A 24178-nucleotide genomic window follows, 5' to 3' on the forward strand; every position below is an offset into this window, starting at 1 on the left:
ATAGGGGCGTTTTCTAAAAATAAAACCCCTAGCGCCCATTTTCTTCTTCCATCCACTCCAGCATCCGCGTTTCCAGAACATCTAGGGGGATTGAACCGTTTTCAAGTAGCGCATCGTGGAAGCGACGAATATCAAATTCTTCCCCCAAACGGCGTTCAGCTTCCGCACGCAGCTCAAGGATTTTTAGCTGGCCTATCTTGTAACCAAGCGCCTGCCCCGGCCAACCGATATAGCGGTCAATCTCGTTAACGATATCAAGTTCCGATTTCGGGGCATTTTGCTTGAAGTACTCAATAGCTTCCTCTCGGCTCCAGCCCATGGCGTGGATACCTGTATCAACCACCAGCCGGATTGAACGCCACATATCGTAGGTTAATTGCCCGAACTTGGAGTAGGGGTCTTGATATAGCCCCATCTCATAACCTAAGCGCTCTGAATAGAGCCCCCAACCCTCTACAAAGGCACCAATCCCCATTTCACGACGAAATGGTGGCAGCGACTCCTGCTCCTGTGCTAGCGCTATCTGCAGATGATGCCCAGGCACAGCCTCATGCACCGATAACACTTCAATCTCCCAAATAGGACGACTCTCTGGCGCATAGAGATTGACGTAATAGTAGCCTGCGCGAGATCCATCTACCGCCGGCTGCATATAATAGGCAGTGGTTGTATCCGGCGCGATTTCATCCGGAATGGCTTTGACACCATAGGGTGTGCGCGGCAGACGTCCAAACAACGACACTAATTCTGGATCAAGCCGTTTGGAGGTTGCCAGGTAGGCCTGGAGGAGTTCCTCTGAGGTTGAGTAATAGAACTGCGGATCATTGCGAAGAAAATCAAAAAACGCCAGCAATTCGCCCTCAAAGCCTACTTCCTCCATCACTTCGTGCATTTCACCACGTAAGCGAGCGACTTCATCAAGACCAATCTGATGAATCTGCGCGGGCGTCAACGAAGTTGTGGTGAAGTGTTTTGCCAAGTATTGGTAGTAAGCAAGTCCCTCGGCGTTGCCCCCTACGCCCGGTTGGTCGCGACAAGCCGGCAGGTATTCATTGACGAAGAATGCTTTAAAGTCCGCGAACGCGGGAATGACGTGATCGCTAATAGCCGCCTGTGCCCTGGCTCGAATCGTGGCCGCGGAGGCATATTGATCTAACACTTCACTCTCGAACGGCCGATAGAATGCGTTATCCTCGGCGCTACCTGCTAACAGCAGATCCAGTTGATGAACAACTCGTTCCATCACCACCCGCGGCTGGACGAGATTGCGAGACATACCCTCGCGCATCAAGGCTTCATAGCCGTTGAGCATTTGATCAATCGTCTCGAGACGCTCAACCCAATCGATAAAGTCTTGCTCGGTTTCGAAGCGAAGATAGGAAGCAATGTCATAGCTAGTTTGCGGACCTTCACGCATCGTTAGCGGAAGTAGATGTGAGCCGTACTCATACGCCTCAATACGATCGTTAACCTCAAACAATGCCATCTGTAAGTTCAGCTTATTAGCCGTCGATAGTGACATCGCGTCGACGGCGAGTAATGCTGACCGATAGGCCAAATCTGCCTGATACTCTGTCGTGGCAGCAGCCGGTGAAAACTCACCCCACTCGCCGTTGCGAGAGCGATCGCCACGCATCGACATCGCCAGTGGCGACGAGTTGACCCGTCGATCATACTCCGCCTGTAACTGGCTCTCAAAATCGAGATTCGCATCAGAGCAGCCAAGTAAACTCATGAAAGCCACCGCCACGAAGGTCTTGATAACACGCATTAGCCTATTCCTTTTTATAAAACTGCAACGATGTTAGCACACTGCCGCATGGAAATTGATCGGCGCGTAAAAGAAGACCCTATTTAGTGCTAATTTATCCGCGCCCATGAAATTTGACTGGTATACTGCCTCTATCAACTTTAGAGGAGCACCTTGTGCCTATTTCTCAATTCAGCGATTTGCCACTTGATGAGCGCATCGTTAAAGCTCTAGACAGTCAAAATATTCGTCAACTTACTCCTATTCAGCGTGACAGTCTGCCGCTACTTCTCGAAGGCCGAGATATTATTGCTCAAGCCCAAACCGGCAGCGGTAAAACGCTGGCATTCGGGGCGGCACTTCTGCAGTACATTAAGCCAGCACAACGAGTACCTCAGGCCTTAGTGCTATGTCCTACTCGAGAACTGGCCCAGCAAGTCGCGGAGAGTTTGCGTAAAGCGGCTGTGTTGATTGAGAATTTAAAAATCCTAACGCTCTGTGGAGGCCAACCTATTGGGCCGCAGCTGCGCTCGTTAGAACATGGTTGCGATATTGTCGTCGGCACTCCCGGCAGAATTGCTGACCTTGTTGGCAAGGAGAGCCTGCCGCTGCATCGCGTTCACACCGTGGTGCTCGACGAAGCTGATAGAATGCTGGACATGGGTTTTATTGATGTCATCAGCGAGCTGCTAGACGAATGCACCCAGCGCGAACATACCTGGCTGTTTTCTGCTACCTTCCCAAAGGGAATTGAGTCCATTAGCAGTCGTTTTCAGCGTAATGCCGAGCGTATTAGCTCAGAGCCCGTGGTAACTAATAACACCATTGAACACACTTACTATGACTGCAGTCATTTAGCCCCAAATGAAGCCGCAATATCTATCTTGAGCGAATTGGAACCCACCACTGCTATCGTTTTCTGCAACACGATTGCCAATGTTAAGCAATTTAGCCGAGAACTCTATGAGTCCGGCTTCGTTACACTGGCACTTCACGGTGATCTAGAGCAGAAGCAGCGCGACGAAAACATCGTCCGCTTTAGCAACCTGAGCACTCAGATACTGGTAGCTACTGATGTGGCCGCACGAGGTCTTGATATTGATGATGTCGACTTGGTGCTCAACTATGAACTCGCCCGTGATAGAGCTACTCACACCCATCGCATCGGTCGGACTGGCCGCGCGGGTAAAAAAGGGGTTGCCGTTACACTGCTTGGTGCGAGCTATTTAGTCGATAAAGTCTTATCGAATGACGATGACGCGCGAATTGTGCCGTTTCCATCTGACTTTGTGCAGGCGGCGAAACCGAAAGAGCCCGAGTACGTCACCGTTGCCATTGCTGGCGGCAAGAAGAATAAAGTCCGCAAGGGCGATATTCTGGGGGCATTAACGGGTGACGGAGGACTTCGTGGCGATCAGATTGGCGCCATTCAGATCCTCAACTTTCAGTCCTATATCGCGATTGCCAGGCCCGCTGCAGCCAAAGCCATTTCCTTCCTCCAGAACGGTAAAATCAAAGGACGGTTCTACAAGTCACGTCGCTTCTGAGAGCTACCTGAGCCAGCTCGCAGCTGGTTTCTAATTCGTCAGTTCACAGGCCCTAAGGAAAGGGCTTGCGGGACTACCACAAACGCTAGAAATGACTAAATCCAAGAAACGAACGCTATGAACCTCAATAAAAAGCCCTAAGGTGATATCCCTAGGGCTCTTTGAGACTTAGTTAACAGCGCTTGGCGGTGCCGACGCTCAGTTCTGTGCAATGCCAGTGGCAAGAAGCTCAATATTAATGGTGGCTCGGCGATGGCGACTTAGATCTCCTCCCAATTCCGCGGTCACCACTTCACCACCGGCTACAACCACCAGCCGATTAGAGTCAATTCCTGCTTCAACCAATGCGCTAGCTACCGCATCAGCCCGTTTTTGCGACAGCTCGGCATTATAATTCGCGTCACCGCGGTGATCGGCAAAGCCATGAATTTCAATGAGCACCTCAGGGTATTCGTTTAAAGCTTGAGCAACTTGTTGAAGACGACGCTTATCGCCGTCATAAAGTTCGTACTGATCGGTGGCAAAAAGGGTCTCAACATTTAACGCGCGTTCTAGCGCCAGTAAAGACTGTTGCTGAAGTTGACGCTGTTGAACTAAACGCGCTTCAATCGCCCTTACTTCGGCAGTTTTCTCAGCCAAACTCACGTTTAGATCCTGCATCTCAAGTGTCACTTGCTCTACCTGATCTGCGTCGGCTAGCTCCTCGGCGTAATAGGCGCCCAATACCGCACCAATGACGAAACCAACTGGCCCCCCCACTGCAGCGCCGGTAATTGCGCCGCCGAGAAAGGTAGCGCCCTGTTTCGCTTCAAGCGTATTATTAGTTTCAGCCATAGCCGCTGGAGCCATTGTTGCAATGGTTAGTGCAGTGGCCAGTGCTGTATTTTTAAAGATTGATGATGTCATGGTTGTTCCCTCTAGCGAGTTAGTTGTTTGTCTTCAATGACTTCATTACAACACTCAAATCTGACACTAGCGGGGATACACTATTAACATTAATGGTTGAACTCTGATCAAAACTGACAGGCATAATAAGAATAGCTTCAATGCGCTAAATTCATTTGACCCATTCTAAAAGCCTCAGCCAAAATAGGCGCTAGATTGTATACTGAACTCCATTACCCTCCGCAGGAGCTTTAACGTGAGCCAACAACCTCTTGGAACTTTGAGTACCGAAAACCTACAGACTCTCTACACCCAGTATCAAAGCAAACAGCTAGCGCTTGATCTCACTCGTGGCAAGCCAAGTGCGAAGCAACTCAATTTGGCAGATCGGATTGACGGCATTCTTGAGTCCAGCTTTGTCGCGAGCAATACAGACACGCGCAACTATGGTGGGCTGGATGGCTTAGCGGATATCAAAGCACTGGGTTCATGGTTGTTAGATACCCCGGAATCAGCTGTTATTGCCGGCGGTAACTCATCACTCACCATGATGTATCAAACTGTTTTGTTTCAAAAATTGTTTAACCCAAGCTGGCAAGGTGAGATTAGTTTTCTCTGCCCAACCCCAGGCTACGACCGCCACTTTAGCATCTGTGAAGAACTGGGCATTAAGATGATTCCAGTGCCCCTTGTTGCGGGTGGGCCTGATATGGAATTGGCCGAAGAACTCGTTAGCAATGACAAGAGCATTAAAGGGATCTGGTGCGTACCAAAATATCAGAACCCAACCGGCGTCACCTTTGACGATGAGACCGTAGCGCGCTTAGCAAATCTGGGTAATCTTGCTGGTGATGGTTTTATTGTCCTCTGGGACAACGCTTATGCCGTTCACCACCTCGATAACAAGCATCCCGATCCGCTTGCAGACTTTTGGGCCCTCAGCGAGGCCGCAGGCACTCTAGATTCTGCCTTCCTCTTTGCTTCGACATCGAAGATTAGCCATGCGGGCTCAGGCGTTGCCTTTATGGCCTGTAGTGATACTCAGCGAGCCTTCTTCCTAAAGCATCTGGGAATGAGCTCTATCGGCCCCGATAAAGTAAATCAGCTTCGTCATGTGAAGCTGTTCCCAACTAAATCGGCATTAGCTAATCACATGGCACTTCACGCTGAGCTCATCAAGCCGCGCATGGAACTAGTAGTCCGTAAACTTGATGAGCACCTCAAAGCACCCTCACAGGGCGAATGGACAAGACCCAACGGTGGCTATTTTGTCACCTTTTATGCACCGCAAGGCACCGCAACAAAAATCGTTGCACTAGCGGCTGGTCTTGGCGTAAAACTGACTCCCGCTGGCGCCACGCACCCCTACGGAAATGATGACAGTGACTCGGTGATTCGTTTGGCACCAAGCTTCCCAAGTGTCGCCGAGCTAGACGAAGCAATGGATGCCTTCTGCCTCTGTGTAGCCTTGGCCACAGCCCAATAGCCACCATTTCTCACTTACCGCGGTGTTAGCTCAGCCGCGGCGAGTGTAATTGGCTCACGCGTTAGTCACAGCGCGCACGGGTTGGCGCCCGTTGAACCTAACTATCTCGCCTTGATCCTGGACACTGTTCGCCCTCATTGTTAGAACGCTACCGCGCAGTTACAGCAAATTCGGCCACAAATTCAAGCGACTCCCCCCCAATTAGAGCCAAACCGAAACACCCGCGCGTGGCAATTCGTTTTCTTCCCAGTACGCAACTAGAATGACTGTATTCGTATCGTAGCAATAAGCGCGTTTTGCGGTTAATATAGCGGCACTTTTTTTTGCCGAATTTTACGGCCAATTTGTATTCACGGAGTCAGCATGAGCACCTCAACCGAAAAGAAGCTATTTATTCAGACACATGGCTGTCAGATGAATGAGTATGACAGTTCACGGATGCGTGACCTTCTTGGTGAAGAGCAAGACATGATTGCCACAGACAACCCTGAGGAAGCCGATGTCATTCTCCTCAACACCTGCTCTATTCGTGAGAAAGCTCAAGAGAAAGTTTTCCACCAGCTAGGACGCTGGAAGAACTTAAAGGAAAAGAATCCCGATCTAATCATTGGTGTTGGCGGCTGTGTGGCCTCACAGGAAGGTGAAAACATTGCTAAACGCGCGCCCTTCGTTGATGTTGTTTTCGGCCCGCAAACTCTCCACCGCCTCCCGGAAATGATTGACGAAAAACGTCAGGGAAATGGCGCCGTAGTGGTGGACATCACTTTTCCTGAAATTGAGAAGTTTGATCACCTCCCTACGCCGGAAGCCGACGGTGCTTCGGCATTCGTGTCTATCATGGAAGGCTGTTCTAAATACTGTACGTTCTGCGTAGTGCCCTACACCCGTGGTGAGGAAGTTAGCCGTCCAGTAGCCGATGTACTGGCTGAATGTATGTCTTTGGCGGAACAAGGTGTTCGCGAGATTAATTTGCTAGGACAGAACGTTAATGCCTATCGTGACACCAATGAGGAAGGTCATACGGTTGATCTTGCCGAACTAATTTCCTATGTGGCTCAGATCGAAGGGATTGATCGCATCCGTTTCACCACCTCGCACCCGGTTGAATTTAGCCCAAGCCTCATCCAGGCCTATGCTGATATTCCTGAGCTAGTGTCACATTTGCACCTGCCAGTACAAAGTGGTTCGGATCGAATTCTCGCAGCAATGAAGCGTGGCCACACCGCACTGGAATACAAGAGTAAGATTCGCAAACTGCGTGCTATTCGACCTAACCTCTCAATGAGTTCTGATTTTATTATTGGCTTCCCGGGTGAAACCGAAGCCGATTTCGAACAAACCATGAAGCTCATCAACGACATTGGCTTTGATACCTCATTCAGCTTTATCTATAGTGCGCGCCCAGGTACACCGGCGGCCGACCTAAAGGATGAAACCGAAGAAAAGGTTAAAAAAGAGCGATTGCATGTCCTCCAAGCGCGTATCAGCCAACACGCCCAAGATATATCACGCAAGATGGTTGGCAATGAGGAAAAGATTCTTGTCACCGGTTTCTCTAAAAAGGATCCAGGTCAGTTACAGGGTCGTACAGAGAACAATCGAGTAGTTAATTTCCGCTGCGATCAACCAGCACTAATTGGCAAATTTGCCACGGTTCTGATTGAAGAGGCGCTGCCGAACTCGCTTCGTGGACAACTCTTGCATTCTGAACTCGATGGATGAATGATTAACACTCAGATCGACACTAAATATAGTTAGGGAAACAAAGCCGTTGACTACCGATGTAAGCAAGTCCGAGCAAAAGCCCAGTGTACTATCACTGGAACCCAATGATGTCCAACGTTTGGCCAACCTCTGCGGACCCTTTGACCAGCACCTAAGACTTATTGAAAAGCGGCTTAACGTTGCCATCCACAATCGTGGGAATCAGTTCTCCATTTATGGTAAGTCGGACGCCGCTGAGCTTGCGCAGCAGTTCCTACAGGCTGTTTTCAAGCAGACTGAGCATGACACCATTACGGCAGAGATGATTCATGTCCAACTCCGTCATGCTGGACACGACCATGCGCCAGATAAGTCAACGGACAGCGTGAACGAGATTCCGGTCATTCGCACCAAGAAAGAGTTGATCAAACCACGCGGCCTTAATCAGCAGAAGTACGTTCAATCGGTGCGCCGCCATGACATCAACTTCGGCGTTGGTCCAGCGGGAACGGGTAAAACCTATCTAGCGGTGGCACTTGCCGTAGAAGCGTTACTCAACAACGAAGTTGAGCGTATTTTACTGGTAAGACCTGCGGTTGAGGCCGGTGAAAAACTAGGCTTTTTACCGGGTGACCTAGCCCAAAAGATTGATCCCTACTTGCGCCCGCTTTACGATGCACTCTATGAAATGCTTGGCGTTGAAACGGTGAATAAACTTATCGAACGTCAGGTTATTGAAATTGCCCCACTCGCTTATATGCGTGGTAGAACCTTGAACAGCTCGTACATTATTCTCGATGAGTCCCAGAATACCACGCGCGCGCAGATGAAAATGTTTCTAACCCGGATTGGGTTTGGGTCAACGGCGGTGATCACTGGTGATATGTCCCAAATTGATTTACCTCGTGGAACTCAGTCTGGGCTGGTACATGTCAGCCGGGTCCTCCGTGACGTGGATGGCATCAGTTTCACCTATTTTGCCTCCGCCGACGTAGTTCGCCACCCACTGGTTCAGCGCATCGTAGACGCCTATGATGAATTTGAGGCAAACGACACGAGTGAACCACCGAAATCCCATGAACGTTGAACTAACGGTTGACCTCGATAATAGTGCTGACCTCTCAGCGCCCAGCCTCGACGCGTTCCAACGATGGATAGCGGCCGCACTTCAAGATCACAGAAGTGAAGCAGAGGTCAGCATCCGTATTGTCGGTTGTGCCGAGAGCCAAGCGTTGAACCTGCAATATAGGGGAAAAGACAAGCCGACCAACGTCTTATCTTTTCCTACTGACTTCCCCAGTGGTTTAGAGATTCCATTGCTCGGTGATCTTGTTATTTGCCAGCCTCTGGTAGAGCAAGAAGCTGCTGAACAACGCAAATTGGTCAGCGCCCACTGGGCACACCTTACAATCCATGGTACTTTGCATTTACTGGGCTATGATCATATTGATGACGCAGAAGCTGATATTATGGAATCTTTAGAAACAAAAATTTTAACGACGATGGGGTATCCTCCCCCTTACGAACCATCAAATGGAGATGAAGACTCGCTATGAGCGAAGACCGATCGAGCAGTTCCTCACAGGAGAAATCTTGGGTTGAGAAGGTCGCTGGTTTATTTTCGAATGAACCACGATCACGTGAGGAGCTGGTAGATGTGCTGCAAAATGCACATGAAAACAAACTTCTCAACCGCGAAGCGTTAGATATCATGGAGGGCGCTCTAGGCGTATCGGATGCTCAAGTTCGAGACATCATGATCCCTCGTTCTCAGATGGTAGTGATTCATTACAATGACTCATTCCGAGAAATCTGCAACGCCGTCATGGAGTCTGCTCATTCTCGATTTCCGGTGGTTGGCGACAGTAACGACGATATCAAAGGCCTCCTCCTTGCCAAGGACTTACTGCCTGTAGCACTTCAGGATCATAGTAACTTCTCCGTTGCCGACATCCTTCGTAAAGTTAATTTAGTCCCCGAGTCGAAGCGTCTTAATATCCTACTGAGCGAATTCCGCGAAGATCGCCAACACATGGCTGTGGTGGTTGATGAATACGGAGGGGTTGCTGGTCTGGTAACGATTGAAGACGTATTAGAAGAAATTGTCGGTGAAATCGAAGATGAAACCGATGATGATCACGATGATGACACCTTCATCCGCAAGATGCCAAATGGTAGCTACGTTGCGCAGGCGCTTACCCCTATTGATGAGTTTAACGAGGTGGTTGAGAGTGAGTTTTCTGATGAAGAATTCGACACCATCGGCGGTTTAGCGATGCAAGCGTTTGGCCACTTGCCTAACCGCGGCGAGATCACACTCATCGAAGGCTATGGCTTTGAGGTGCTGAATGCCGATAGCCGACAAATCCATTTACTGCGCGTTACTCCGCCCAAGGAATAGTCTGAGTCTATGCGCGCACAGGTGAATCAATGGGGCGGCCTCCTGTCATTTTGTTTAGGCGCATTGGCTATCTTGAGCTTTGCGCCATTCAATTTCTGGCCGCTCTGGTTTGCCATCATTCCCGCGCTACTCACTGTTATCGAATACAGTCCGAAGAAAAAGCGCGCCAAACGCCTCTATAGCTTTGCGCTGGGCTATTGGCTTTTTGGCGTGGGCTGGATTCATCACAGTATCTATAATTTCGGTAACCTACCTTGGGCGCTTAGCGCTCTCGCCACCCTAATGTTCTGCGCATTTATGGCGCTGCTCTGGTGGCTGCCGTTCTTAGCGTGGCTAAAGATACGCTCCCGAAAATTAAGTATACAGCTGCTTAGCTTCCCCTCCGTCTGGGTGCTAGGCGAATGGAGCCGAGAATGGTTCCTAACTGGATTCCCTTGGCTGCAGACCGCACACGGTTTAATCGACTCACCGTTTTCCGGCTACGCCACCATTGGCGGCACACTGCTCGTCTCTTGGGTAGTTATATTTCTTGCTACGCTTCTTAGCCATTGGCTACGTCACCGGAAACAAATGGGCGCAATTAGCTTTTTTGGTGCGCTGCTAATCTTCGTAGCATTGGGGTGGCAGTTCAAGCAGGTCCCGTGGACACAGCCCGACGGGGAGCCGATGGCTTTCACCGTCATTCAACCCAATGTTGACCAAGACATAAAGTGGCAGCCGCAATATCGCGAGCAAATCGTTAACCAGCTATGGCAACTCACTCGCAGAGAAAGCCCTAATTCAGTAATCTTCTGGCCGGAAGCTGCGTTGCCGATTATTGCAGGCGATCACTCGCCGCTGCTCTCTCAGCTGAATGACCTTGCCGCTACCCAAAACCTACACATTTTAGGTGGCGTGCCGACGCGACGCGTTGTAGACGGTAATTTGGCAATTCGAAACTCAATTGTTGCCCTGGGTGATTCGAGTGGTGTCTACGACAAACAGCAACTCGTCCCTTTCGGCGAGTACATCCCACTAATCGACTTACTCGGACCAATCTTCCTGCTGTTCGATTTGCCCGTTGGCTCGCAAGCTGCAGGGCTATCAACTCAACAGCCAGTCGCCCTAAATGGTCGCAAGGTAACCCCTGCTGTCTGCTATGAAGTGGCGTATGGCAGTCTCATTGCAGCATCAAGTCGAGATAGCCAGTTTTTGAGCAACCATAGCAACGATACCTGGTTCGGTGACACGCTCGGTCCAATTCAACATTTCGAGATCGCGCGCTGGCGGGCCATTGAAACTCACCGCCCAATGGTTCGTGTCACCAACAACGGCATTTCTGCGTTGATTAACCGCTGGGGCGGCATTGAGATTAGCGCTCAGCGCTTTGTTGCTACCCGATTTGACGGAACGCTCCAACCTCGTAAAGGCACTACCCCCTTCCAGTACTGGTTAAATCTGCCGCTCGTCTGCTTTTGCTTCTTGATGCTGCTAACTGCACTGCTAATTCATCGTAAAAAAAGATAGTGACTAAATAGTCACTTTTTACACCCGCAAAAACTCAAATTCCCCATGACAAGCCGCCACAAATGTGGCAACGTATTATTTAAGTCTAAACGGACTGACTAATAATTATAATGAATCGCTTGTTAGGGAAATAAAAATGATAAAGTCCTCGAAGCCGACTACTCGCATTTCAGCACTAGCTGCCGCTATCTGCTTGGCGAATGTTGCTCACTCAGCTGTCCTTGAAGAAGTCCTTGTTACCGCTCAAAAACGCGAGCAGAGCCTGCAGGAAGTTCCTGTTGCTGTTACCGCTATTTCGGGTGAAGCGCTCCAAGAGAGTGTGATCAAAGACGTTTTCGATCTACAAACTAACGTGCCTGGCTTAATCGCTGGTATTAACCAAACGGCCAACACCGCCAACTTCTCTATCCGTGGCGTTGGGACCTCAAGCCAGAACTACGGACTTGAGTCATCAGTTGGTCTTTACGTTGACGGTGTCTACCGTGCACGCCAAAGCTCAATGATCAACGAGATGGTTGATCTCGAAGCGGTTGAGGTACTTAAAGGTCCTCAAGGCACGCTATTCGGTAAAAACACCCCTTCCGGTGCTATCTTATTCCGCTCGGCTAAGCCTACCCATGACGGTGATGGTTACATCAATGTCAATGTCGGCAACTATGGCCTAACTAACGTGCAGTTAGCAAAATCTATCTCCGCAATTGATGACGAACTAGCGTTCCGCATCACCGGCTTTAGCTCAGAACGCGACGGCTTTGGTGAGATCGTCAACCTTGATCAAGACATCAACAACCGCAACCGTTGGGGACTTCGCTTCCAAGCGCTTTGGGAGCCTTCGGACGAGTTAAGTGTTCGTTTCATTGCCGATCACGCCGAACTAAATGAAATTTGCTGTGTGGCACCCACCAAACTCAATAGCTTTTATACCACTGCTAATGGCGCCCCAGAATTCGGTACAGATGCGCTATTCCAATCGCTTGGCGGCACTGTCCTAAACGATGACGATTACTACAATCGCCAGATGTCTTCGAACATCGTACCAACTTCAACGGTTGTCGACTCAGGCTACTCGTTAGAAGTGAACTACGATCTTAACGACAGCTTAACGCTTACTTCTGTCACGGCCCTGCGTAGCTTCGACTCTGGCGATGAGATTGACTCGGATTTCTCTGACGTTCGAATTATTACCACCATCAACGATGCCGAAAGCGACTCTTTTTCTCAAGAATTACGCTTAACCTTCCAAGGTGACAACCTAACCGCTGTGGGTGGTCTCTACTACTATCAGCAAGAAGTTGATCTGCATTACGAGCTTAATGGCTACGACCAGCTAGAACCGTACGCGGTAACGGCACTAGGTTTAGATGCGTTTATCGGCGGTATTGATACCATCGCTGCCCAGCTCGCAGGCACGCCGTTCGCACCACTCTTCCCGGGTGCGGCTAAGCCGTTCTTCGACGAATACAGCGCGCAACACGATGCGATGCAAGATCAAAATTCCTATGCTGTGTTTGGTCAAATGGACTATTCCTTCACGGACTCTTTAATCTTGACCGCAGGTGTTCGCTTCACGAGCGAAGAGAAAGATCTCAACACCAAATACTACGAGCTTGATGGCGGCCAAGAGGTAACTTGGGGACCAGCAACCAGTCTGGCACAGATTGGCGCAGCAGGCGCAGACTTGCCAGCGCTAGGATATGCGCTAGCTACAGGTGATACGGCTACCGCACTGCAGCTTATGCCTCAGTATCAACCCTACTTCTCACAGGGTTGGGCAAACTACGCACTTGCAGTACTCGCCCCGCGTCCTGATATCACTGCAAATCTCTCAGACGAGCAGATCACCGGTAGCGTGAAGTTGGCGTTCCTTCCGGACGACAACACCTTAATGTATGCCTCGGTGGGTACTGGCTACAAGTCAGGTGGTACCAACACTGACCGTATCGATGCCGCATTTGACCCAGTATTCGATGCCGAAACCTCAATCACTTACGAACTAGGCTTCAAGCGTGACTTCGATAGCATTGGCATGCGAGTCAACGCGGCGCTGTTCGCAAGCACCGTTGATGATTTCCAAGCAAACGCCTTCACCGGTACTGGTTTTAATCTGCAGAATGCTGGTCAGCTAGAAACATCAGGTGGTGAGCTGGAAGTACTTTGGGCGGTTACAGACCTACTGACTGCGAATCTTGGTTATGCTTACACCGATGCCAGCTTCAAGGACTTCAAGCAAGGCAACTGCTGGGTAGCAACACCTTGGCAGACAGGTATGGCCGATCCAGGCGATTCTGGTCAGGGCTTCTGTGATCGTTCTGGCGATCGTCTATCTAACGTACCTGAGCATGACGCTGTATTCGGTCTAAACCAAGGCTTCAATCTAAGCTCTGGCGTAGAAGGCTTTGTCCAAGCCGAATACGTTTATCGCTCAGACACCATGACTGACGGAAACAATGATCCGCTTAAAGCACAGGATGCTTACAGTAGCATTAACGCCCGTGCTGGCATTAGCTTCATTGATGCGGATGTTGATGTGATCTTCTGGGGTCGTAACATCACCGACGAAGAATTCCATGCAACGGTGTTCGACGTGCCGCTTCAGGATGGTAAGCTTAAGGCCTACCCAGGTGAGCCGGCTACCTTCGGTGTGAGTATCCAGAAGAACTTCTAAACTCTGGTTCACACTTTAAAAAGCCGAGACCTCGTCTCGGCTTTTTTCGTTTAACCGTAATATAGCTTCAATTCATTATGGACTTGGTTGTTTAATTAGCGGTGAACAAACAGACAAAAGGTTGACACCCGAATGCTTCGAACTCTAGTTGCCATTAGCGTAATACTTCTATGTGCCTGTGATGGGCTACACAGCGAAAAAAATACGCCACCGACATTTTCATCGTTCCATATTGACCAGGGAACGACGCCCAGCCTTTTTAGCGACGAGCAAGGTGGGCTCATCAGTTTTCAGCAGCTAAACCATCAAAATACCGAGTTGGTTGTGGGCCACATTGATAACACGGGTGAGATCCACCAACAGGTTGTAGCTAGCGGCGATGACTGGTTCGTCAATTGGGCTGATTTTCCCTCCATTTCCCGTAACGGTGACCACATTGTCACCTGGTTTCTCAGAAAACACGACGAAGGCACATATAGCTATGATATTTGGCTGGTTCAATCCTTCGACAACGGCGAAACATGGCAGCCGCCTCAGCAACTAAACAATGACAATGGTGGGGGCGAACATGGCTTCGCTGACATCATTCCCTTTGAGGATGCCTTTCTAATTAGCTGGCTAGACGGTCGTAACACCGTTGGTCATCATGGTGCTCACAGCGGCGCAATGATGGTTAATTGGGCGCTTATTCATTCAGACGGTAGCGTGCGTACGAATGAGACCCTGGATACACGAAGCTGTGACTGCTGCCATACAGCCCTTTCAGAGGTATCAGGAGTGCCAGTCCTAGCCTATAGAGACCGCACCGTTGACGAGATTAGGGACATTGCTGTTTCCCATTGGCAAGGCGTAGGCTTTGAAGAGCCAACGTTGTGGCACCAGGATAACTGGCAGATTAACGGCTGCCCAGTGAACGGTCCAAGTGTATGGGAGAGCCAAGGGAAGTTAGCGATGGCTTGGTTCACGCAAGCAACAGGTGTCTCAGAACTGAGATATAAGGTAGTAGGCGCTGAACCAACAACTTTGTCGCAAACCACACTAGGTCGAATCGACTCACTCCAACATGACGATTATAGCTACATTAGTCACCTGCACCGCCAACCAACAGGTCGCTCATCAGTAAACATCATTCGTTTTAACTCCACGACACCCGCTGAAAGCGATACGCTGCAGGTAGCGGACAGCTCCGCAAGTCGCTCCTCGGGTATCCCAAAGATGGCCGTCATCAACCGCCAATTGTGGATAGCGACTACCAACGATAGAGGAATAACACTCTATCGCTCTAGCGATGCGTTGCGATAAGACTCTCTCTCTTTCTAGCGATGCGGTGCAGTAACACTGTATCGCTAGAGCGATGCGGTAGAGTAGCGCTAAGCGACCCGAGTACCTCCGCGAGCCATCCCGTCACCATGACATCACAGAGACTTTTTCTAGAAGCCTGCCAGTAGGGTTTAGTCAGTGCCAATTGACTGAGTGCACTCGTTAAAGCCTAGAAGCTTGAAAAATCATCGAATTACTGGATTTATTGCATTTTATGCAAAAAAGTAATGCATCCGAAGTACACCACAGAATCATTGACCCCTAGCACAATACCAAGAAAACACCTGGCATTTAGGCGCTTGAATCCAATGAATATTTAGTTATGATGAAACCATATACATCAAAATATTTTGATACATCAAGATTTATTAATTTAAGGGTTAGTCATGTTTCAAGGTGCACACGAACTCCGAGCTCAACGCCAAGCTAGATCTTCACATCCGGCACCCAAGGTTTCGTTTGAGTTTTTTCCACCCAGTAGTCCGGCAATTGAGGAAACACTCTGGAAGAGCGTGGCGCGACTGAAGACACTCGCGCCTGAGTTTGTATCTGTCACCTATGGGGCTGACGGATCCACACGTGACAACACCCACCGCGTTATTAAAGCACTCGGTGAGCAGACTGTTATACCAACAATGCCTCATCTAACCTGTGTAGATGCCTCCAAATCAGAAGTCGACGAGGTTGCTGACTCCTACTGGAAAATGGGAGTTAGAAGCATCATGGCACTCAGAGGTGACCCCGCTTCGGGTGCTGGCAGTGTCTACACTCCCAAGGCCGATGGCTATCATTACGCTGCCGATTTGGTCGCCGGCTTAAAGCGCCAGCACGACTTTCGTATTGGCGTAGCCGCTTACCCAGAAACTCATCCTGAAGCACCCAGTGCACACTTCGACATTGATAATCTCAAACGAAAGTTCGATGCCGGTGCCGACTTTGCAATTAGCCAATTCTTTTTCTCAACTGAGGCCTATTTGCGATTTCGCGACCGCTGTGTGCTGGCCGGTATCGACAAACCAATTATCCCCGGTATTCTACCCGTTACGAATTTCAACACCCTCAAACGATTTGCTGGGGCATGCGGCACAGAACTCCCAAGATGGCTGAGTGACAGCTTTGAGGGACTCGATAACGACCCCGAGACGCGGCAGTTAATTGCCGCAAATATTGCCATTGAGCAAGTACTGGCGCTGCAGAACGAAGGTGTCAATGATTTCCACTTCTATACACTTAATCGCGCCGAGCTCTGCTACGCAGTCTGTCACTCATTGGGTGTTCGCCCAGCGGTTGAGCTTGCTTAAGGACGGATGGAAATGTTAGATCAAGCTGTAAAAGATCGAATCTTAATATTAGATGGCGCCATGGGCACCATGATTCAGGGTTACCAGCTAGCCGAAGCGGACTATCGCGGGGAGCGATTCGCTGACTGGCCCTGCGACCTAAAGGGCAACAATGACCTACTAAGCCTAACCCAGCCTAGTATCATCGAGGAAATTCATCGCCAATACCTCGAAGCGGGTGCGGATATCATCTGCACCAATACCTTTAATGCGAATTCGCCATCTATGGCGGACTACGAAATGGCATCCTTGGTCGGCGAGCTGAACCTCGAGAGCGCACGCCTCGCTCGCCGTGTTGCCGATGAAATCACTGCCAACACGGGGACTCAACGCTATGTGGTAGGTGTCTTAGGGCCAACCAACCGAACGGCGTCGCTAAGCCCAGATGTCAATGACCCTGGCGCCCGAAGCATTAATTTCGATCAGCTTCTCGAAACCTACCAAGAAGCAACCTTGGCACTGCTCAATGGTGGTGTTGATGCCATCATGATCGAAACCATTTTCGATACACTCAATGCCAAAGCAGCCATTTTCGCCATTGATACCGTTGCAGAAAAGCTTGAACGCCACATTCCAATCATGATCTCAGGCACCATTACCGATGCGTCAGGGAGGACCCTGTCTGGTCAAACGGTGGAAGCATTCTGGCATTCCGTTAAGCATGCAAAGCCGTTGTCGATTGGCTTGAATTGCGCCTTGGGTGCGGAGGAACTGCGCCCGCATATCAAAGCGCTTGCAGATATCGCCGACTGCGCAATCTCCGCGCACCCCAACGCTGGCCTACCGAATCAATTTGGTGAGTACGACCAGACCGCTGAAGAAATGGCGGATTTGGTGGGTGAGTTTGCGTCACAAGGTTGGTTAAACATTGTGGGAGGATGTTGCGGGACTACGCCTCATCATATTGCAGCCCTGACTAAAGTGATGACAGCTTTTGGTTCACGCGATAATTTTGCCGATAACAACTACCTTGGTCTCAGCGGGCTAGAGCCGTTGGAAGTCCGCGAGGATAGCCTTTTCGTCAATGTTGGCGAGCGAACCAACGTAACCGGTTCGGCCGTCTTTAGGCGCCTTATTGAAGCGCAAGATTACGACACCGCGCTCGAAGTTGCCAAGCAGCAGGTCGAAAACGGAGCGCAGATTATCGATATCAACATGGACGAGGGTATGCTCGATTCGGAAGCCGCCATGGTTCGCTTCCTTCATCTTGCCATGGCCGAGCCAGATATCGCCAAAGTTCCCATTATGATTGACTCAAGCAAGTGGCAAATCATTGAGTCGGGGTTAAAGTGCCTTCAGGGTAAGAGCGTGGTGAATTCCATCTCGCTCAAGGAGGGCGAAGCGAGTTTCCTAGAACAGGCAAAATTAGCACGCCGCTACGGTGCCGCCGTGGTAGTCATGGCTTTTGATGAGCAAGGACAAGCCGAAACACTGGCTCGTAAAGTTGAAATTTGTCAACGCGCCTACCAACTCCTAACTCAAGAGGTAGGACTTCCTGGTTATGACATTATATTTGACCCCAACATCTTTGCCGTCGCCACGGGTATCGACGAGCACAACGACTACGCACTATCGTTCATCGAAAGCTGTGCGGCAATCAAGCACAGCTGCCCCGGAGCTAAGATCTCAGGTGGCCTGTCTAACGTCAGCTTTAGTTTTCGTGGCAACAACTTTGTTCGTGAAGCGATGCACTCAGTTTTTCTCTACCACGCCATTGCTAAAGGCATGGATATGGGAATTGTTAATGCCGGTCAACTTGCGATCTACGACGACCTGGACGCCGAACTGAGAGAACTCGTAGAAGATGTCATTCTTAATCGACGCGATGATGCCACCGACCGACTCGTTGACGCAGCGCCAAAATGGTCCGGACAATCCAATCAGACCCAACAAACTGCCGATTTAAGCTGGCGTGAGCTTCCAGTAAAAGAGCGCCTTAGCCATGCGTTGGTTAAGGGTATAGACCAATTTGTTGTCGAGGATACTGAGGAAGCGCGACGGCTCAGTGACCGTCCACTGGATGTCATTGAGGGGCCGTTAATGGACGGCATGAATCGAGTAGGCGATCTGTTCGGCGATGGGAAAATGTTCCTACCTCAGGTAGTGAAGTCAGCCCGGGTAATGAAGCGTGCTGTAGCGCATCTAATTCCCTTTATCGAAGCGCAAAAAGAATCCGGTAGCTCCCACTCTGCGGGCACCATCATTATGGCGACCGTTAAGGGTGATGTTCATGATATTGGCAAGAATATTGTTGGCGTCGTACTCCAGTGTAATGGCTTTGAAGTCATCGACTTGGGAGTAATGGTAAGCTGTGAAGCCATCCTCGCGGCAGCAGATCAACATCAGGCAGACCTCATTGGCTTGTCCGGCCTGATCACCCCATCGCTTGACGAAATGGTCCATGTTGCAAGCGAAATGGAACGTCGTGGTGATCAGCTTCCACTGCTCATTGGCGGCGCTACGACTAGTCCTGCCCACACCGCCGTTAAAATTGCACCGCAATATAGTGGCGTAGCCACCTACGTTAAGGATGCCTCGCGGGCGGTGGGTGTTGCACAATCGCTTCTCGGCACACAATCTAAGGACGTGATTGATAAAATTCGGCACGACCAAGCGCTCAAACGCAACGCTCACGCTAATCGCCGCCAAACTAAGTTAGACGGATACCATCAGGCCCTAGAAAGGCGTACCCTACTAGACTTTTCAGACCTTCAGTCGCGAACCCCTAGTCAGCTAGGGACTCAGTGCCTCACCCCGTCCTTGAGCGAGCTACTTGAATTCTTTGACTGGATGCCCTTCTTTAACGCCTGGGAGTTTAATGGTCGTTTCCCCGATATACTCAACGATCCGGTTAAGGGTCCCGAGGCCACCAAACTCTACAATGACGCGCAACGCCTGCTTGCCACTATGGTTAAAGAGCGCTGGCTTCAGCCACGGGGTGTCATTGGCCTATTCCAAGCGGAATCGGACGGCGAGCGAATTACCATCCATCATGGCAATCGCACCATCGAGTTACCCTGCCTCAGACAACAAAAGATTATTGCTGGTAAACCGTCACTCTCGTTGGCCGACTATATTGCACCCAAAGGATTCAACGACACCATTGGCGCCTTCGCGGTAACCGCGGGAGATGAGATTAAGCCTTATGTCGAAGCCTTTGAGGCCGCTCACGATGATTACAGTGCAATTATTGTCAAGGTACTCGCAGACCGTTTCGCCGAGGCTTTCGCAGAATGGATGCACCGTGAAGTTAGAACGCGTATTTGGGGCTATGCCGCTGACGAGTCGCTTGATAACAACGCACTAATTCGAGAACAGTATCAGGGTATTAGACCAGCCCCTGGCTACCCTAGCTGCCCGGACCATCGTGGCAAGTTGCTAATTTGGGAGCTGCTTGATGTAGAAGCACAAACGGGTATCACCTTAACGGAATCACTCGCCATGGAGCCCGTCTCATCGGTCTCGGGGTGGTATTTCAGTCACCCCGACGCCCGCTACTTTACCCTTGGGCCAATCGCCGAAGATCAACTTACACGCTATAGCGAGCTTCAGGGCGAATCCATTAAGGAAAACAAACGCTGGCTTCAAAGCATACTAAGTTAACTTTGATTAACAAATGGCAATATGTTCAACGTTGACTTGGCGCAGGTGAAACTATAGGCTAGACAAATAATTATAGGAGTAATACTTATGTCTAGTGAAAATGGATTCTTCGCCAATGTCTCGCAAGTGATTGCGCAACCCAAGCAGTTTAGCACTAACTTTTTTACCACTAAGAAGGGCATTGTTTTACCGCTCCTTCTTATCATCGCAAGCATCGTAGCTGCTCAAGTCGTTTATTTCTCGTCCATCACCATGGAAGATTTCATCGCCTTCAGCTTACGAGGGATTCCGGCGGAAGGCTACGATGAAGCAGCTGCCGGTATGCGTATGATGTCACTGAACGCTATGATGCTGATTACCGCCGTGAGTGCAGCCGTTTTCATTCCTATTGTGACGGCGTTGATCAGTGTCTACTACCTAATTATCAACCGCGTCTCTGGCACACCAGAACAGAGCTATGGCACATGGTTTTCAATGTCCCTCTGGGCATCCGTACCTATGATTTTCGCTCAGCTCGGCGCCATTGTTAATGTCTTTATTTCGGCACCAGGGTCACTGGCTCCCGAACAGCTATCTCTCACCTCTGTTAACGCACTAATTATGGGTCGCGAGTTTGGCGAGCCGCTCTATCAGATGTTTAGCCAGTTCGATCTGCTATCAATCTGGAGCATCGCTATCATCAGCTTGATCCTGATGGCAAATAAGCACCGTCCAGTTAGCGCCGTTATCTTTGCCGCATTACCAACGGTGTTGATGCTGTCTGCTACCGCCGTAATTGGGGGCTAAGCGATTGAAGAATTGGCTTATTATCGTCGCTATTGTGGCAGCTGTGGTATCACTCGCCTATTTCAAAAAGAGTGATACCGGTACCTCAAAAGAGGTTGAATTCACCTCAGTGACCCGCGGATCGGTTGATACTAGCGTGATTGCCTCGGGCGCTTTGGTGTTTCGGAATGAAGTGAAACTAACCTCCGAAGTCATTGGTAAGGTAATTGAGCTAAACGTGGAGGAAGGCGATGCCGTTGCCGAGGGAGATATTCTTCTTCGACTCGACCCCGAGCAGTTTCAGGCCGAAGTCGATCAACAGAACGCCAATGTCCGACTTCAGGAAATTGCTATCGAGCGTCAACAAAATGAAATTAACAACCTGCAAAGTCGTTGGTCCCGACAAAAATCACTTTACGATGCGGGGCTCATTGATGTTGAAGGTTTCGAGGCTATCGATCACGCCTTAGTACTGGCTCAGCTTGATCTTGCCTCGCGCGAGCAAGCGCTCAGCCAAGCCAAGGCATTGCGCGATAAAGCTAACGAGTATCTCCGCAAAACCATCATTCGCGCACCCATTACTGGCGTAGTAACGGCCTTAGATATCAAGGTTGGAGAGACGGTTATTTCCGGCACCACGAATATCGTTGGCTCATCGATGATGACCATTGCCAACCAGGACGACATCCTAACCGAAGTGTATGTTGACGAAGCTGACATTGCGGCATTAGCTGTTGGTCAACGTGCGGACGTCTTTGCCGTCGCTTTTCCGGATCTTGCGATTGAAGGCGTTGTCGAGTCCATTGGTAATACGGCAAGAAGCTATCCTGGGCGGAACGGCCTTCGCTTCAAAGTAAAGATACGCCTGGAAGACAACGGTGAGCGCTCACTCTTCTCTGGTATGAGCTGTCGTGCTGAAATCTACCAAACGGCAGCCACCAACGCCTTTATAGTACCGGTTGAGGCGGTGGTTACTGATCTGGAGGGCGAAGACGAATCCCACTACGTTTGGGTTGTAGAGAACGGTCTCGCCAAGAAGCAAACCGTAGAATTGGGCGCCTCATCCGATGAAACTCAGGTGATTCGCTCAGGACTAAGTGAAGGACAACAGATTGTTTCCGGTCCATTCAGAGTCCTTCTTACCCTGAAAGAGAATGACCCAGTCAGCGCGGATGTTAGCGAATGAGTTCTTCCCCGGTGATTCAGCTAGAACAGATAGTAAAAAGCTATGAGCTGGCGGGTGATCGACTCGATGTATTAAAGGGCGTCAACCTAAAAATTGATAGCAACGAATACGTCGCCCTCACCGGTCCTTCCGGTTCCGGAAAGTCTACCTTAATGAATATTTTGGGGTGCCTTGACTCACCGTCCGAGGGCAACTATTTGCTTGCTGGTGATGATGTAAGTGGTTTAACCGAAGACGAGCTTGCTGCCGCAAGAAACCAACGTATCGGTTTTATTTTTCAAAGCTTCAACTTGCTACCGCGGATGAGCGCACTTGATAACGTTGCTCAACCGCTTGTTTTTCGCGGATTGGGACGAAAGGACCGGCTAAAGATTGCCCAAGCCGCACTTGAGCGCGTAGGACTAGGTGATCGGGTAGATCATCTACCTAACCAGCTCTCCGGAGGCCAACGACAGCGAGTTGCCGTGGCACGAGCCTTAGCGGGCGAACCGAGTATCCTGTTAGCGGATGAGCCTACTGGTAACCTAGACTCAAAAACGACCGAAAGTATCATGGCACTCTTCGACGAACTTCATAACCAAGGTCAAACCATTATCATCGTGACCCACGAGCCGGAGATTGCCGCCCACTGTCGCAGAGAAATCGTGCTTCGTGACGGCGAGATCGTTAAGGACGTAACCAAGGAGCCTGGCCATGTTCTTTGAGATCTTAAGGGCAGCTTTTCAAGCGGTCAGAGCTAATGTGCTTCGCTCGGTACTCACTACTTTAGGTATTATCGTAGGAGTTGCTTCAACGATTGCTGTCGTGAGCGTCGTTCAGGGTTTTTCCATGAGTATCAGCTCACAGTTCCAATCTCTCGGCAGCAACTCGCTGACGATTGAAGCGTACACACCCTTTTCCGAGCGAATGCAGGGCCAGTTTTCACGTTTAGACAACAGTGATCTCGAGGTCATTAAACAGCGAATAGACGGCATTTCCTATGTTACGCCAATTCTGTGGGTTTCGAGCGCTGCCGGCGGCGGCATCCGCTATCGGACCAACACCTCGAGCGCTAACATTCTTGGGACGAGCAGCAGCTATATCTTTCTCGATGACTGGCTACCTCAACAGGGACGCTTTATTGGCTCCACTGATGACGATACCCGACGCAAGGTAGTTGTGATCGGCGAGAAGGTTCGCCAAGATCTCGAGCTTCCTGACGATCCACGCGGGGAGTTTATTCAACTCGCAGGTGAGTGGTTTAAAGTCGTGGGGATCATGGAAGAACGCGGTGAACTACTAGGTTTCAATCAAGATGACGTAGTTCTGGTACCCTACTCCGCAGCTGAAGCATTGCTCGGAAGACAGCGCTTTGCAAATATTCAAATTCGCCTACGCGTTACAGACGTCACTCAACTCGATGCCACGAAACGAAAGATTGAACGCCTATTACGTCAACATCGAGATTTAGCTCCTGGCGATGCCAACGATTTCAAAATCTCTACTGCTGACCAGCTACTTGAGTCATTCGAATCGGTCACCGACAGCATAACCTTAGTCCTAGGTGGTATTGTTGCGATCTCGCTATTAGTTGGCGGTATTGGCATTATGAATATTATGCTTGTTTCAGTTACGGAACGTACCCGCGAGATTGGCATCAATAAAGCCTTGGGCGCAACACGCTCTTTTATCCTTACCCAATTTTTAGCCGAAGCGATTGTGCTATGCCTTATCGGTGGGTTAATTGGCTTAGGGATTGGTTACTTGTTGGGCTTGGGCGTTGCTGCAATGATCCCCGGCTTCCCTTCCGCAGCCGTCCCGCTCTGGGCCATCTGGTTAGCGCTGGGCTTCTCGGTTTCTGTTGGCGTAGTGTTTGGTATTGTACCGGCAGCGAAAGCAGCAAACTTAAGTCCTATTGACGCCCTTCGTTACGAGTAGAACAAAGTCCAATCTACGCCCTTCCTTAGGTGTAGGCTTAGTGGTGGAAAAATTTCCTCCACTAAGCGGCGATTTAGCTGTAAAGCCCGCTAGCATTCATTAT

At 50.1% G+C, this 24178-nt stretch carries 17 protein-coding genes; 15 read left to right on the top strand and 2 right to left on the bottom strand.

Annotated elements, in window-relative coordinates:
* Positions 1–28: 28 nt before the first annotated feature.
* Positions 29–1771 (bottom strand): DUF885 domain-containing protein, encoded by a 1743-nt coding sequence (locus tag DFR27_RS06725; protein ID WP_121876694.1) that lies wholly within the window; start codon positions 1769–1771, stop codon positions 29–31.
* A gap of 155 nt (positions 1772–1926) precedes the next feature.
* On the opposite strand from DFR27_RS06725, the gene dbpA reads away from it, so the two are divergent.
* Complete coding sequence (gene dbpA / locus DFR27_RS06730; RefSeq protein ID WP_211327589.1) at positions 1927–3297, top strand: ATP-dependent RNA helicase DbpA; 1371 nt, start codon at positions 1927–1929, stop codon at positions 3295–3297.
* A gap of 198 nt (positions 3298–3495) precedes the next feature.
* Here dbpA and DFR27_RS06735 read toward each other — a convergent pair whose 3' ends face one another.
* Positions 3496–4203: an OmpA family protein gene (locus DFR27_RS06735; protein ID WP_121876695.1), complete on the bottom strand. Its 708-nt coding sequence runs from the start codon at positions 4201–4203 to the stop codon at positions 3496–3498.
* Between the two features lie 235 nt (positions 4204–4438).
* On the opposite strand from DFR27_RS06735, the gene DFR27_RS06740 reads away from it, so the two are divergent.
* The 14 genes from DFR27_RS06740 to DFR27_RS06805 all read left to right on the top strand — a co-directional run bounded on the left by DFR27_RS06740 (position 4439) and on the right by DFR27_RS06805 (position 24075).
* Positions 4439–5668 (top strand): aspartate aminotransferase type Ic, encoded by a 1230-nt coding sequence (locus DFR27_RS06740; protein ID WP_121876696.1) that lies wholly within the window; start codon positions 4439–4441, stop codon positions 5666–5668.
* Positions 5669–6031: 363 nt separating this feature from the next.
* Positions 6032–7390: a tRNA (N6-isopentenyl adenosine(37)-C2)-methylthiotransferase MiaB gene (gene miaB, locus DFR27_RS06745; RefSeq protein ID WP_121876697.1), complete on the top strand. Its 1359-nt coding sequence runs from the start codon at positions 6032–6034 to the stop codon at positions 7388–7390.
* 49 nt (positions 7391–7439) lie between these two features.
* Entirely contained in the window at positions 7440–8459 is a 1020-nt protein-coding gene (locus DFR27_RS06750; protein WP_121876698.1) for a PhoH family protein, read from the top strand.
* Positions 8449–8928: an rRNA maturation RNase YbeY gene (ybeY, locus tag DFR27_RS06755; protein ID WP_121876699.1), complete on the top strand. Its 480-nt coding sequence runs from the start codon at positions 8449–8451 to the stop codon at positions 8926–8928. Before DFR27_RS06750 ends, ybeY begins: the two co-directional genes overlap by 11 nt.
* Complete coding sequence (locus DFR27_RS06760; RefSeq protein ID WP_121876700.1) at positions 8925–9773, top strand: CorC family transporter; 849 nt, start codon at positions 8925–8927, stop codon at positions 9771–9773. Before ybeY ends, DFR27_RS06760 begins: the two co-directional genes overlap by 4 nt.
* A gap of 9 nt (positions 9774–9782) precedes the next feature.
* Positions 9783–11279 carry an apolipoprotein N-acyltransferase gene (gene lnt, locus DFR27_RS06765; RefSeq protein WP_121876701.1) on the top strand — a complete coding sequence of 499 codons (1497 nt, stop codon included), beginning with the start codon at positions 9783–9785 and terminating at the stop codon, positions 11277–11279.
* Positions 11280–11415: 136 nt separating this feature from the next.
* On the top strand, positions 11416–13944 hold the full coding sequence (locus tag DFR27_RS06770) for a TonB-dependent receptor (RefSeq protein WP_121876702.1): 2529 nt from the start codon (positions 11416–11418) through the stop codon (positions 13942–13944).
* Positions 13945–14076: 132 nt separating this feature from the next.
* Complete coding sequence (locus DFR27_RS06775; protein WP_121876703.1) at positions 14077–15246, top strand: sialidase family protein; 1170 nt, start codon at positions 14077–14079, stop codon at positions 15244–15246.
* Positions 15247–15650: 404 nt separating this feature from the next.
* Entirely contained in the window at positions 15651–16565 is a 915-nt protein-coding gene (gene metF / locus DFR27_RS06780) for a methylenetetrahydrofolate reductase (RefSeq protein WP_121876704.1), read from the top strand.
* A gap of 12 nt (positions 16566–16577) precedes the next feature.
* Entirely contained in the window at positions 16578–20207 is a 3630-nt protein-coding gene (gene metH, locus DFR27_RS06785) for a methionine synthase (RefSeq protein WP_245962622.1), read from the top strand.
* Positions 20208–20294: 87 nt separating this feature from the next.
* Positions 20295–20993 (top strand): YIP1 family protein, encoded by a 699-nt coding sequence (locus DFR27_RS06790; protein ID WP_121876706.1) that lies wholly within the window; start codon positions 20295–20297, stop codon positions 20991–20993.
* Between the two features lie 4 nt (positions 20994–20997).
* Positions 20998–22158 (top strand): efflux RND transporter periplasmic adaptor subunit, encoded by a 1161-nt coding sequence (locus DFR27_RS06795; protein ID WP_170150808.1) that lies wholly within the window; start codon positions 20998–21000, stop codon positions 22156–22158.
* Entirely contained in the window at positions 22155–22862 is a 708-nt protein-coding gene (locus DFR27_RS06800; protein WP_121876708.1) for an ABC transporter ATP-binding protein, read from the top strand. The genes DFR27_RS06795 and DFR27_RS06800 overlap by 4 nt, the downstream gene beginning before the upstream one ends.
* On the top strand, positions 22852–24075 hold the full coding sequence (locus tag DFR27_RS06805; protein WP_121876709.1) for an ABC transporter permease: 1224 nt from the start codon (positions 22852–22854) through the stop codon (positions 24073–24075). The genes DFR27_RS06800 and DFR27_RS06805 overlap by 11 nt, the downstream gene beginning before the upstream one ends.
* Positions 24076–24178 lie beyond the last annotated feature (103 nt).

It is taken from the genome of Umboniibacter marinipuniceus, from assembly GCF_003688415.1.
Taxonomy (GTDB): Bacteria; Pseudomonadota; Gammaproteobacteria; order Pseudomonadales; family DSM-25080; genus Umboniibacter; species Umboniibacter marinipuniceus.

What these genes read in the sequence shown, in the direction of transcription:
- DFR27_RS06725 (WP_121876694.1), bottom strand. Translation starts at nt 1,771, where the DNA reads ATGCGTGTTATCAAGACCTTCGTGGCGGTGGCTTTCATGAGTTTACTT.
- DFR27_RS06735 (WP_121876695.1), bottom strand. Translation starts at nt 4,203, where the DNA reads ATGACATCATCAATCTTTAAAAATACAGCACTGGCCACTGCACTAACC.
- miaB (WP_121876697.1), top strand. Translation starts at nt 6,032, where the DNA reads ATGAGCACCTCAACCGAAAAGAAGCTATTTATTCAGACACATGGCTGT.
- ybeY (WP_121876699.1), top strand. Translation starts at nt 8,449, where the DNA reads ATGAACGTTGAACTAACGGTTGACCTCGATAATAGTGCTGACCTCTCA.
- DFR27_RS06760 (WP_121876700.1), top strand. Translation starts at nt 8,925, where the DNA reads ATGAGCGAAGACCGATCGAGCAGTTCCTCACAGGAGAAATCTTGGGTT.
- lnt (WP_121876701.1), top strand. Translation starts at nt 9,783, where the DNA reads ATGCGCGCACAGGTGAATCAATGGGGCGGCCTCCTGTCATTTTGTTTA.
- DFR27_RS06770 (WP_121876702.1), top strand. Translation starts at nt 11,416, where the DNA reads ATGATAAAGTCCTCGAAGCCGACTACTCGCATTTCAGCACTAGCTGCC.
- DFR27_RS06775 (WP_121876703.1), top strand. Translation starts at nt 14,077, where the DNA reads ATGCTTCGAACTCTAGTTGCCATTAGCGTAATACTTCTATGTGCCTGT.
- metF (WP_121876704.1), top strand. Translation starts at nt 15,651, where the DNA reads ATGTTTCAAGGTGCACACGAACTCCGAGCTCAACGCCAAGCTAGATCT.
- metH (WP_245962622.1), top strand. Translation starts at nt 16,578, where the DNA reads ATGTTAGATCAAGCTGTAAAAGATCGAATCTTAATATTAGATGGCGCC.
- DFR27_RS06790 (WP_121876706.1), top strand. Translation starts at nt 20,295, where the DNA reads ATGTCTAGTGAAAATGGATTCTTCGCCAATGTCTCGCAAGTGATTGCG.
- DFR27_RS06800 (WP_121876708.1), top strand. Translation starts at nt 22,155, where the DNA reads ATGAGTTCTTCCCCGGTGATTCAGCTAGAACAGATAGTAAAAAGCTAT.
- DFR27_RS06805 (WP_121876709.1), top strand. Translation starts at nt 22,852, where the DNA reads ATGTTCTTTGAGATCTTAAGGGCAGCTTTTCAAGCGGTCAGAGCTAAT.